The following is a 12,396-nucleotide window of genomic DNA, read 5'->3' on the forward strand; positions in this document are numbered from 1 at the left end:
TACAACTCGACGATGTCGCGATGCGCTATGGCGCGGTCGATGCGCTGCGCGGGGTAACGCGCGACATCGCCGAGGGCAGTTTCACTGCGCTGGTGGGCGCTTCGGGGTCGGGCAAGTCGACGCTCCTCAAAACGATCAACGCGCTGATCCGTCCCATCGGCGGACGGGTCACGTTCGAAGGTGAGGATGTCGTCACAGTGCCGGGGCCCGCCTTGCGGCGGCGGATCGGCTATGTGTTCCAGGCGATTGGCCTATTCCCGCATATGAGCGTGGGTGAGAATGTGGGGATCGGGTTGAAGCTTGCGGGCGAGGGCGACCGGGCGGGACGGATTGCGGAAATGCTAGAACTGGTCGAGCTCGATCCCGCAATGGCATCGCGGATGCCGTCCGAATTGTCGGGCGGGCAGCGCCAGCGTGTCGGCGTGGCACGCGCGCTCGCGCCTCAGCCCGACCTGCTGCTGATGGACGAACCCTTTGGTGCGCTCGATCCTGTGACGCGCGACAGCCTGGGCGAGAAGGTGCGCGAGTTGCACGAACGGCTGGGCCTGACGACGATCATGGTGACGCACGACATGGCCGAGGCTCTGTTGCTTGCCGATCGCGTGCTGGTGATGAGTGACGGACGGATCGTCGCCGACGAAGCGCCCGGCGCGCTTCTCGCCGGCGCGGGTGGGGACGAGGCGCAGGCTCTGGTCGCGGTGCCGTGCGCGCAAGCGGAAAAGCTCGCGAGGATCGAGCGGTGAGCGCGGTGTGGACCGCGATGCTGGGGCTCGGTGACAAGCTTGCGGCGCATGTTTTGCTTGCCGCCGCCGCGATCGGGCTGGGGATTGCGGTGGCATTGCCATTGGCGGTGTGGGCAAGCCGATCGACCACCGTCTCACGCATAGCGCTGGGTTTTGCGAGCCTGGTGCAGACGATCCCCGCACTCGCCCTGCTGGCGCTGTTCTTTCCGATCCTGCTGAGCCTGCGCGCAGTGTTCGGCGAAGGTTTGCCAACGCTCGGTTTCCTTCCGGCCCTGCTGGCGCTTTCGCTTTATGCGCTGCTGCCGATCCTGCGCAACGCGGTGACGGCGCGCGAGCAGATGGAGCCCGGCGTGCTCGAGGCGGCCGATGGCGTGGGGATGACGGCCGCTCAGAAACTACGACTGGTCGAGGCGCCGCTCGCCGCGCCCTATATCATGGCCGGAATCCGCACCGCGGCGGTCTGGACGATAGGGGCTGCGACACTATCGACCACGATCGGGCAGCCCAGCCTCGGCGATCCGATTTTCGCCGGGCTCCAGACGCAGAACTGGACGCTTGTGCTGGCTGGCTGCATCGCTTCGGCCGGCCTTGCTCTGATTGCGGACACGCTGCTTGGCGCGATCGAGCGGGGCTTCGCCAATCGCAAGCCTGCGCTGGTCTGGGGCGGTCTTGCCGTAGCGCTGGCGGGAATCGCTGCCTCGGCTTTCACGCTCTACGCCCCCGAAGACGATGACACGATCGTGATCGGGGCAAAGCAGTTTTCCGAACAATACATCCTCGCCCGGCTGATGGGGCAACGGCTCGAGGATGCCGGATACAATGTCGAATATCGCGACGGACTGGGGTCTGCCGTGGTCCACAGCGCGGTTACGACCGGGGCGATCGACATCGCGATCGATTACACCGGCACCTTGTGGACCAACCAGATGAAGCGGGACGATAATCCCGGTCGCGAAGCGGTTTATGAGGCGCTGGTCGATTGGGAAGCAGAAACCACCGGCACGCTCGTGCTCGGGCGGCTCGGCTTCGAGAACAATTATGGCCTCGCTCTGCGCGAGGATCGAGCCGAGTCTCTGGGTGTCGAGAGTATCGCCGATCTCGCGCGCGTGGCGCCGCAGCTGACGATCGGCGGGGATCCCGAGTTTTTCGAGCGCCCCGAATGGATCGCGGTGCGCGACGCCTATGGCTTGCGCTTCGGCGAGGCGCGCAATTTCTCGGCGACCTTCATGTACAACGCACTGCAATCGGGCGAAGCGGATGTCATCAGCGCCTACACATCGGACGGGCGCATCGCGGCGGACAATCTGGTTGTGCTAAGCGATCCGCGCGGTGCGTTTCCGAGCTACGACGCGATCGTGATGCTCTCGCCCGGAGCGGCAACGGACAAGCGGCTGTTCGAGGCGCTGCGGCCCCTGCTGGGCACGATCCCTGTCGCGGCGATGCGCGAAGCCAATTACGCGGTCGATGGTGAGGTGAAGGCGACGCCAGCGCAAGCGGCCCGCGCTCTTGCCGAGCAGGTGGGGTTCTAGTCCGACCAGCCTTCTCCTGCCAGCAGCAGCGCCTTGAACAGCGTGCCCATCTGTTCGGGCGATACCAGCCGGTCGAGCGCACTGGCGATCTCTTCGGTGCGGGCCGGCGCGGCGGCAATCAGCGCTTCGGCGCGGCGTTCGATTCCCAGCGCGCGCAACAGATCGGACTGTGTCGCGATGCCGAGCACCTGCGCCTGCGCGGCGATTGCGGTATCGGCCAGCGCGAGGAAATCGACATGCGCGGTGAGGTCCGCCTCGCCGGGATGGGCGAACGGATCGACCTTCTCATGCGCGCGCAGGGCTTGCAGCGTCGATCCGGTGTGCGGGCGGGCATAGCCATAATCCACCACCATTGCCGCGCCGCCTTGCGTCGCGAGCCGCGTGCCGAGCTCCCGCATCTGCGCGACCTGGGCGGGGGCGGTTTCGATGATCGTCCCGGGCTCGGCATCGCGCCTTTCGCTCGGCAATGCCGCATCCATCGGACGGTCGCTTGCCACCGGGACCAGTCGTTCGCCTTCGAGCCCGACCATGCGTTCGCGCCAGCCAGCTTCGGTTTTTACCAGCTGTCGCACCGGCAGCGCGTCGAAATACTCGTTGGCGATCACGAGCAAGGGGCGATCGTCGGGCAGGGTGGTGAGATCGTCGTGGAACCGGGCTTGCGGCACCGCCTCGGCCTGGGCTGCGCGCAGGACGGGCGATCCTTCGACGAAATGGACATCGGGGTCGAGCCCGGCCGCCGCCATCGCACGCAACGCGTCCGAGGCCAGCGTCCCGCGGCCCGGCCCGAATTCGACATAGATGGCGTTGTCGGGCGCGCCCGCTTTCTTCCAGCGATCGGCCAGCCACAGGCCGAGCATTTCGCCGAACATCTGGCTCACTTCGGGGGCGGTGACGAAATCGCCGCCGCGTCCCAGCGGATCGCGGGTGGCATAATAGTGCGCGTTGCTCTCCGCCATGAACTGCGCGACCGGGATTGGCCCGGTGTTGCGGATCAGGCGGCGCAGGCTATCGCCATAGTCGCTCACGCCGGAGTGGTGACGGCGCTTTTGCCCAGCGGCGGTTTGCGCAGTGCGCGGACCACGAAATACAGGCCGACGAAGAACAGCGGAATCGTCAGCCATTGGCCCATCGAAAGTCCGGTGTTTTCGGCGAATTCAGTCAGCTGCGCATCGGGCTGACGGAAGAATTCCATCACGAAGCGAGAGATCGCGATGCCGGTGGCGAAAACGCCGACCAACAGGCCCGGACGCCAGCGCGCCTTGGTGAGCCAGAACAGGCTCAGCATCACGATCAGCAGGATCAGACCTTCGCCCGCCGCCTGGTAGAGCTGGCTCGGGTGGCGCGGTTCTGGGCCGGCGCCGGGAAACACCATCGCCCACGGCACGTCGGAGGAAGCGACGCGCCCCCACAGCTCGCCGTTGACGAAGTTCGCGAGCCGACCGAGCAGCATGCCCATCGGCACCGGCACGGCGATAAAATCGCACACCCGCAGGAAGGACAGCCCGCCGCGCCTCGTCACCCAGGTGATCGCCACCAGCACGCCCAGCACGCCGCCGTGGAAGCTCATGCCGCCATCCCACAATCGCAGCAGGTTCCAACTGACCCAGCTATCGGGGGTGAAGGTGGTGAACAGGCTCGGCTGGTAGAAGATCGCATAGCCCAGGCGCCCGCCCAGGATCACGCCGAGCGTGCAGTAGAAGAACAGGTCGTCGACATGGCGCGGGGCCATCGGTGCGCCCGGCGTCTTGATCGCCTTCATCGTATGCCAATAGGCAAAGATGATGCCGAGCAGGTAGGCGAGCGAATAATAGCGCAGGGTAAAGCTGCCGATATGAATGCCTTCCTGAAGGCCCAGATCGGTCCATCGGAGCGGCTCGCCCGCTACGGCTGCGAGCACTGGTGACAGGTCCATGCGAACTCCCTAAACCCCCTGACGGGAATCATGCTTGATAACCGGCGGCTCAGCGCCCTTCGGCCCTGCCCATGGCACAACGACCGACAGAGCGAAAGCCACAGCCACGCCGGAAAACACGAGCGGACCAGGAGAGACTTTGGATTATGGCGACCGCACTCGACGATAAACTTGCTGGAATCATGGCTGCCCTCACGGCTCCGGGCGCGCCGTTGGAAACGGATACGTACCAACGCTACGGCGTCGATCTCGTTACGCTGAAGAATGCGCCGCCGACGATGTTCCACCTGATGGCGCATTACTGCAACGAGCATAAGGACAAGGAATTCATCGTCGACGGCGATATCCGGATGACCTTCGGAGAAGCGTTCGCCGCCTCGATCGCAGTCGGCAAGGCGCTGGTCGCGCACGGCGTGAAGACAGGCGACCGGATCGGCATTGCGGCGCGCAATTCCGCCAACTGGATTGTCGCCTATATGGGCGTCCTCAATGCCGGTGGCTGCGCGACGCTGTTGAACGGCTGGTGGACCGGAGAGGAACTCGCCGACGGAATCGACCTCGTCGAATGCTCGCTTGTGCTGGCCGATCGCCAGCGCGCCGCGCGGCTCGATGGGATCGAACACGGGGCGGAAATCCTCGTATTCGATCACGGTGTTCCCTGGAACGAGGGCCTCGGTGCGCTGGTGGCAGCCGACGGCGCCGAAGACGCGCAGTTGCCCGCGCTCGGCCCCGACGATCTCGCCACCGTGCTCTACACGTCGGGTTCTACCGGCAAGGCCAAGGGCGCCTGGTCCGATCATCGCGGCGTCGTCCATGGTGTGATGAGCTATGCCGCGCAATCGCTGATGGTGCTGCAGCACTTCGAGAGCATCGGAGAAGCGCCGGGCGCGCAGCCCAGTGCGCTGGTGGTGGTGCCGTTGTTCCATGTCACCGGCGAAGTGCCGCTGTTCCTCCAGAGCTTCGCGCTCGGCCGCAAGCTGGTGCTGACGCCGAAATGGGATGCGGTCGAGGCGATGCGGCTCATCGAGCAGGAGAAGGTCTCCTACTTCGTCGGCGTTCCGCTGATGAGCTACGAGATCGCCACGCATCCCGATCGCGACAAGTACGACCTGTCGAGCTGTCAGGCCTATGCCGCCGGCGGTGCGCCGCGCCCGGTCGATCACGTGACCAAGATCAAGGACAAGCTTCCCGAAGGTTTCCCGCTGCTCGGCTACGGCCTGACCGAGACCAACGCGGTGGGCTGCGGCAATTTCAACGAGAACTATCTTGCCAAGCCCGGTTCGACGGGGCGCCCTTCGGAGCCGCTGGTCGACCTCGCGATCCTCGATGACGATGGCAACGAGATGCCGCAGGGCGAGATGGGCGAGATCTGCATCCGGTCGATCTGCAATTTCCTCGGTTACTGGAATGACGAGAAATCGACCAAGGAAGCGATTTTGCCCAACGGTTTTTTCCGCACCGGCGATCTCGGCTATCTCGACGAAGACGATTACCTGTTCATCGTCGACCGCAAGAAGGACATTATTATCCGCGGCGGCGAGAACATCGCCTGTCTCGAAGTCGAACAGGCGATCTACGGCCACGACGATATTGCCGAATGCTCGGTCTTCGGCCTTCCCGACGATCGTTATGGCGAGCTGCCCTATGCGGTCTATCTGGCCAAGGACGGAGCCAGCCTGAGCGAGGACGAATTGCGCGAATACGTCGAAGGGAGGATTGCGAAGTTCAAGGTTCCGGTGCGCTTCTTCGAGGCAAGCGAAAGCCTGCCGCGCCTCGGCACTGCCAAGATCGACCGCCGCGCGCTGCGCAACCAATACGCGAAGGTAGTCCTCCCAGAATGAGCGATCCGCGCCCGGACTCCCCCCGGGCGATCGTCGATCGCCGTGCGCTGGCGACGCGGATTGCGGATCTGGTGGCCGAGAAGGGCGCGTCAAAGGCGCGCCCTGAAGTCGTCGTGCTGCTCAAGCAGGCGCTGGAAGACGGGCGCTCCGAACTCGCGGATCGCCTTCTGGCGGCCCCCGGGGCGGGGCACGATATTGCGAGCGACAATGCCTATCTGATCGACCAGCTGCTGCGGGTCGTGCACGATCATGTCGTTCACGATGTGCTGCCCCAAGACGAAGAGATCCGGGATGCGGTCGATTCCGAGGAACGCTTCGCGATCATGGCGGTGGGCGGCTACGGGCGCGCTGAAATGGCGCCGCATTCGGACGTCGATATCGCTTTCATCGCCCCGCGCGCCGATGCGCCGTGGTGCGCAAAAGCGATCGAGGCGATCCTCTATTTCCTGTGGGACCTCGGTCTGACGGTCGGACAGTCGATCCGCACGCCGAAGGAAACCGTGCAGCTGGCCAAGGACGATCTCACGATCCGCACCGCGCTGCTCGAAGCACGTTTCGTATGGGGCGACCGCGCGATCTACGAAGACGTGAGGCGGCGCTTCTGGGCCGAAGTCGTCCATGGCAGCGAGAAGACGTATGTCGCCGAGAAGCTGGCCGAGCGCAGCGCGCGGCATGAACGGATGGGCGACAGTCGCTACGTCGTCGAGCCCAACGTCAAGGAAGGCAAGGGCGGGCTGCGCGATCTCCAGACGCTGTACTGGATCGGCAAATATATTCACCGCGTGCGTCATGGGGTGGACCTGATCGAGGCGGGGCTGTTCCGCCCCTCCGAATATCGCCAGTTCCGCCGGGCGGAGAATTTCTTCTGGGCGGTGCGCTGCCATCTCCACACCATCACCGATCGCAACGAGGACAGGCTGACCTTCGACGTGCAGCGCGAGGTCGCCGCACGGATGAACTTCGCCGATCGCCCAGGCAAGAGCGCGGTCGAGCGGTTCATGCAGTACTACTTCATGCAGGCCAAACGCGTCGGCGCGCTGACCGGGGTGTTCCTCGCCCAGCTCGACGAGCAATTTCGCGGGGCGCCCCGTCGCGGCCTGCTGGCGACCTTCCGCCAGCGCAAGCGCGAGCTGCGCGGCTACACCGTCTATGGCGGAAAGATCGACGCGCCGACCGACGACTGGTTCAGGAAGGACCCGCAGCGTCTGATCGAGATTTTCCAGCTGGCGATCGACAATGGGCTCGAAGTCCATCCCGCCGCGATGCGCCGTGCTGCGCGCGACGCGGGACTGGTGCGCGAGCTGCGCGACGATCCGCGGGCCAATGCGATGTTCCTCGACATCCTCACGCACCGCGACCGGCCCGACATCGTGCTGCGGTGGATGAACGACACCGGGGTGTTCGGCCGTTTCGTGCCCGATTTCGGCCGCGTCAACGCGCAGATGCAGTTCGACATGTATCACCACTACACCGTCGACGAGCACACCATCCGGGCGATCGGCCTGCTGGCCCGGATCGAGGCCGGCGAGCTGCAGCGCGACCATCCGCGCGCGCGCGAACTGATCGAACAGCTTGCCAATCGCCGCGTGCTCTATGTCGCAGTGTTGCTGCACGATATCGCCAAGGGCCGTGGCGGCGACCATTCCCAGCTCGGAGCGGAGATCGCCGAAGAATTGTGTCCGCGTTTCGGAATGGACGAGGAAGAAGCCGAACTCGTCGCATGGCTGGTGCGCGAACACCTGCTGATGAGCCGCACGGCGTTCAAGCGCGACCTCGCCGACCCCCGCACGATCGAGGATTTCGCCGGCGACGTTCTGACGCTCGAGCGCTTGCGATTGCTCACCGTGCTGACCGTGGTCGATATCCGCGCGGTCGGCCCGGGGACATGGAACGACTGGAAACGCCAGCTGATCGGCTCGCTTTACGAACTGACCGAACAGCGGTTGCGGCTCGGCCACCAGAAACACGGGCGGCGCAGCTCGGTCTCGCGTCGGAAAAGCGCGGTGGGCGAATTGCTCGGCGCCAGGCACCCGCTGGTCGAGTATCCCGGCGAGACCCTGCCCGACAGTTACTGGATCGCCGAACCCGCCGATGTGATCGCGGAGAACCTCGCTTCGCTGGCCGCGTCCGAGCTTGGCGACATTGCGATCTCATGCCGTCCCGATCCCGAGCGCGGGGCGACTCTGGCAACTGTGATTGCGCCCGACCATCCGGGCCTGTTCTATCGCATCGCAGGCGGGATCAACGCGGCCGGCGGCAACATCATCGACGCGCGCATTCACACCACCGACAAGGGGGTGGCACTGGATAATTTCCTGCTTCAGGATCCCAACGGTCAGCCGATGGGCGAGCGCGACCAGCTCGAACGGCTGCGCGAGAATATCGAAGACGCGCTCTCGCCCGAAGGCGATCCGCTCGAGCCGCAATTGGCTCGCAAGCCGCAGACGCAGTGGCGCGCCGAAGCGTTCGATGTGCGCCCACGTGTGCTGTTCGACAACAAGGCCTCGAAACGGCTGACGGTGATCGAGGTCGTCGCGCAGGATCGGCCCGCACTGCTCTATCGTTTGGGCCGCGCGCTTTTCCGCGCCGGGTTGGTGGTCCATTCCGCTCACGTCGCGACCTATGGCGAGCGTGCGGCGGACGTGTTCTACGTCACCGACGAGGATGGCGCGAAGGTGAAAGACAAGGATCGCCTGCGCGCGATTGAACAGGCGCTGCTCGAAGCAAGCCGCCCAAAGGAACTCGAAGCGGCCTGAAGCCGGTGGGCGTTATGCCGCCGCCGCCTCGAGCCTCTCCAACGCGGTCTCGCGGCCAATCAGCGGCAGCAGCGCGCCCATATCCGGCCCGTGCTCGCGACCGGTCAGTGCCTGGCGCAACGGTAGAAAGAGCTCCTTGCCCTTACGCCCGGTGGTTTCCTTCAGCGTGCTGGTGAGCACGTGCCACGGGTTCTCGTCCCACTCGATCGCCTTGAGCGCGTTGGCCGCCTGCGACATGTAGAAGCGCGTCTGTTCGTTGAACGCGGGCGGCACGACCGTACCGGTCACCACGGCCCACCATTCACCTGCTTCGTCCACGCGCGTCAGGTTCGGGCGGATCGCTTCCCATCCGGCTTCATCCATCCCGTCCGGTACGCGACCAGCGACCTGGGCGAAGGGCAGGCGGTGGACGATCTGCGCATTGAGGCGGTCCAGCTCGGCTTCGTCGAACTTCGCCGGGGCGCGTCCGAAAGTGGAGAGGTCGAAACCCTCGATCAGCACTTCGCGCTCGACGATCGCCTCGACCGGCAGCGAGGTGCCGAGCCGGGCCAGCAGCGAGAGCAGCGCCTCGGGTTCGAGGCCTTGTTCGCGCAGCGCTCTGGCCGACAGCGAGCCGAGCCGTTTCGACAGTTTGCCTTCCTTGCCCACCAGCAGCGCCTCATGCGCGAAGCGCGGCGGTTCGGCGCCGAGCGCCTCGAACATCTGAACCTGCGCGGCCGTGTTGGAGACGTGGTCTTCCCCGCGCAGCACGTCGGTGATGCCCATCTCGATATCGTCGACCGCGCTCGGCAGCATGTAGAGCCATGAACCGTCGCCACGGCGGATGACCGGGTCGGAGAGTTGAGCCGGATCGAATTTGACCGGTCCGCGGATACCGTCATCCCACGCGATCGGAGCATCGTGATCGAGCTTGAATCGCCAGTGCGGCTCTTCTCCGACCGCTGCCTTGGAGGCGCGATCCTCGTCTGTCAGCTCGAGCGCTGCGCGATCGTAGATCGGCGGCAGACCGCGCCCCAGCTGGATCTTGCGCTTGAGCTCCAACTCCTGCGCGGTTTCGTAGCAGGGATAGACCCGGCCCGCTTCGTGCAGCTTGTCGAATGCCTGGTCATATAGCTTGAAACGGTCCGATTGCCGCTCCTCGCCATCGGGTTCGATTCCCAGCCAGGCGAGATCCTCGCGGATCGCTTCGACGAACGTTTCTTCGGAGCGCTCGCTGTCCGTATCGTCGATCCTCAGCAGGAACCGCCCGCCATGCTTCTTGGCAAGGAGCCAATTGTGCAGGGCGGTGCGCAGATTGCCGACATGCAGCAGACCAGTGGGCGAGGGGGCGAAACGCGTGACGATGGTCATGGGTGCGCTTTAGCGGTGCACGGCACTTATTGCGAGAACAGGGTGACGCTGCGTCCGTTTCCGCTCAGTTCGATGCCGTTGGCCCGCGTGCGCTCTGCGCCGGTGGCAGCATCGATGGCTTCACCCAGCGCGATCCATTCCCGGGTTCGGCGAAAGATTGGGCAATTCGCCGCATTGTCTTCATGCATCAAGAAACGTTTGGTTTCGAGTACGCCCTTTTCATAGGCATAGCGCCAATGACGTGCGCCACAGCCTTGCCCGTCATGGATCTCGGTGTCCGTGATTGACAGCGCGAAGCCGACCGGAATGTCGAGTTCCTTTCCGTCAATGCCAGCCACGCGATATTCGCCCACCAGCGATTGCGGCACATCGATCTTGTCGGCCGCAGCAGCATTGTCGGGCGCGCTCGCAGTGCTGTCGATGGCGGGCGTGGCATCCCCCTCTTCGGGATTGTCCTGCACCGGCTGGCATGCGGCCAGCGCGAATGCCGGGGCGAGGATCGTGGCGAGAATCTTCATTGCGCGGTCCTGAAGCCGTGGGTGATCGGATAGCGGCGGTCGCGGCCGAAATTCTTGGTGCCGAGCTTGACGCCCGGCGCGCTCTGGCGGCGCTTGTATTCGGCGCGGTGGAGCAGGTTCTCGACATGGATCACGGTTGCGCGGTCGAAGCCCTTCGACACCAGCTCGTCGACCCCCTGTTCGTGTTCGACGAGGCCGAGCAGGATCGCATCGAGCACGTCGTAAGGCGGGAGCGAATCCTCGTCCTTCTGATCGGGGCGAAGCTCGGCGCTCGGCGGGCGGTCGATGATACCTTGCGGGATCACCTCGCCGCCCGGTCCCCTGGCGAGCCGCGGTACCGCTGTGTTGCGCCAGCGTGCCATGCGAAACACCGTGGTCTTGTAGGCGTCCTTCAGCGGGTTGTAGCCGCCCGCCATGTCGCCATAGATCGTGGCGTAGCCGACGCTCATTTCGCTCTTGTTGCCGGTGGTCAGCACCATCGGCCCGAACTTGTTCGAGAGGGCCATCAGCGTGACGCCGCGAATGCGCGACTGGATGTTCTCTTCGGTCAGGTCGACTTCGGTGTCGGCGAAATCGCTTTCGAGCATTTCGTCGAAGCCCTTCACCGCGGGTGCGATCGGGATTACCGAATGCCGCACGCCCAGCGCCGAGGCGCATTCTTCGGCCAGACCGAGGCTGAGCGAAACCGTGTAGCGCGAGGGCATCATCACGCACCACACCCGCTCAGGGCCCAATGCATCGACCGCGAGCGCGGCGACCACGGCGCTGTCGATCCCGCCCGACAAGCCGATCACGACGCCGGGCATGTGGTTGCGGTTCACGTAGTCGCGGGTGGCAACCATCATCGCGCACCAGGCATCCTCGGGATGTTCGGCGAGATCCTCCTCGACGCCTTCCTCGCAAAACCAACCGCTTTCGCCCCGCTTCCAGACCGACGTGACTTCCTGTTCGCCCCAGTCGATCATCTGGATCGCCAGGCTCCCGTCGCCGTTCACGACGAAGCTCGCCCCGTCGAACACCAGTTCGTCCTGCCCGCCCACGCGATTGACATAGGCGAGGGGGAGACCGGTTTCCTCGGCCCGGCGCACGCAGACGTTTTCGAGCCGGAGCTGGTCCTTCTCGATTTCGTAGGGGCTGCCATTGGGCGACAGCAGCATCTCCGCGCCCTGCGTCTTGAGATAGGCGCAGACCTTGGGGTGCCAGATATCCTCGCAAATCGGCAGGCCGATCTTCACGCCCTTGAACTCGACCGGTTCGGGCAATGGGCCGGGGGTGAAATGGCGGCGCTCGTCGAACGTGCCGTAATTGGGCAACTCGTGCTTGTAACGGATCGCCGCAATTCGCCCGTCGCACAGCAGCGCGGTGCCGTTGTAGAGCAGGCCGTCGTCGCGAAACACGCTGCCCACCAGCATCGCCGGGCCGCCATCGGCGGTGTCCCTGGCCAGATCCTCCAGCGCGTGCGCGGCGCGTTCGATCAGGGCGGGCTTCAGGATCAGGTCTTCGGGCGGATAGCCGATCAGCTGCATCTCGGGGTAGAGCACGAGATCGCACCCATCGGCCCGCGCGCGCGCTTCGCGCATCAGTTCGACGTTCTTGGCAATGTCCCCGACCCACTGGGTCATCTGGACGAGGCGGATCGTGAGCGTGTCGACCATGCCTCGACGCTTAGGCAAGGCCGCGCGACTTGCATAGTTCCAACCGGCACGAAAAAGGCCCGGCAGATCGCTCTGCCGGGCCGTTTTCTTTG

The 12,396-nt window shown here is 64.9% G+C and carries 9 protein-coding genes; 4 read left to right on the forward strand and 5 right to left on the reverse strand.

Features of this window, described 5'->3' with window-relative positions; all coding sequences use genetic code 11:
* The first annotated feature begins 20 nt into the window (after positions 1-20).
* Positions 21-743: an ATP-binding cassette domain-containing protein gene (locus GRI68_RS13280; protein WP_160618000.1), complete on the forward strand. Its 723-nt coding sequence runs from the start codon at positions 21-23 to the stop codon at positions 741-743.
* A complete protein-coding gene (locus tag GRI68_RS13285; RefSeq protein ID WP_160617723.1) occupies positions 740-2,272 on the forward strand; it encodes a glycine betaine ABC transporter substrate-binding protein in 1,533 nt (510 codons plus the stop codon). Before GRI68_RS13280 ends, GRI68_RS13285 begins: the two co-directional genes overlap by 4 nt.
* On the opposite strand, the gene GRI68_RS13290 is transcribed toward GRI68_RS13285, so the two are convergent.
* Positions 2,269-3,297 carry a class I SAM-dependent methyltransferase gene (locus GRI68_RS13290; protein WP_325063812.1) on the reverse strand — a complete coding sequence of 343 codons (1,029 nt, stop codon included), beginning with the start codon at positions 3,295-3,297 and terminating at the stop codon, positions 2,269-2,271. The two genes, GRI68_RS13285 and GRI68_RS13290, sit on opposite strands and share 4 nt — an antisense overlap.
* On the reverse strand, positions 3,294-4,184 hold the full coding sequence (gene lgt / locus GRI68_RS13295; protein ID WP_160617725.1) for a prolipoprotein diacylglyceryl transferase: 891 nt from the start codon (positions 4,182-4,184) through the stop codon (positions 3,294-3,296). Before lgt ends, GRI68_RS13290 begins: the two co-directional genes overlap by 4 nt.
* A gap of 146 nt (positions 4,185-4,330) precedes the next feature.
* Here lgt and GRI68_RS13300 point away from each other — a divergent pair, with 146 nt between their 5' ends.
* Both GRI68_RS13300 and GRI68_RS13305 read left to right on the forward strand, forming a co-directional pair.
* Positions 4,331-6,025, forward strand: coding sequence for a class I adenylate-forming enzyme family protein (locus tag GRI68_RS13300; protein WP_160617726.1), 1,695 nt, complete (start codon positions 4,331-4,333; stop codon positions 6,023-6,025).
* The gene (locus tag GRI68_RS13305) at positions 6,022-8,781 is read left to right on the forward strand and encodes a [protein-PII] uridylyltransferase (RefSeq protein WP_160617727.1); all 2,760 of its coding nucleotides are present in this window, start codon (positions 6,022-6,024) and stop codon (positions 8,779-8,781) included. Before GRI68_RS13300 ends, GRI68_RS13305 begins: the two co-directional genes overlap by 4 nt.
* A gap of 12 nt (positions 8,782-8,793) precedes the next feature.
* Here the strand turns inward: GRI68_RS13305 and gltX are convergent, their stop codons facing one another.
* From gltX to GRI68_RS13320, 3 genes are read right to left on the reverse strand one after another with little or no spacing between them, the layout of a single operon-like run.
* Positions 8,794-10,131, reverse strand: a complete 1,338-nt coding sequence (gene gltX, locus GRI68_RS13310) for a glutamate--tRNA ligase (RefSeq protein ID WP_160617728.1) — start codon at positions 10,129-10,131, stop codon at positions 8,794-8,796.
* Between the two features lie 26 nt (positions 10,132-10,157).
* Complete coding sequence (locus tag GRI68_RS13315; RefSeq protein WP_160617729.1) at positions 10,158-10,649, reverse strand: hypothetical protein; 492 nt, start codon at positions 10,647-10,649, stop codon at positions 10,158-10,160.
* Positions 10,646-12,304: an NAD+ synthase gene (locus tag GRI68_RS13320; protein WP_160617730.1), complete on the reverse strand. Its 1,659-nt coding sequence runs from the start codon at positions 12,302-12,304 to the stop codon at positions 10,646-10,648. The genes GRI68_RS13315 and GRI68_RS13320 overlap by 4 nt, the downstream gene beginning before the upstream one ends.
* Positions 12,305-12,396: the final 92 nt, after the last annotated feature.

Origin of the sequence: Alteriqipengyuania halimionae, assembly GCF_009827575.1 — a bacterium.
In the GTDB taxonomy this organism is placed as follows: domain Bacteria; phylum Pseudomonadota; class Alphaproteobacteria; order Sphingomonadales; family Sphingomonadaceae; genus Alteriqipengyuania_A; species Alteriqipengyuania_A halimionae.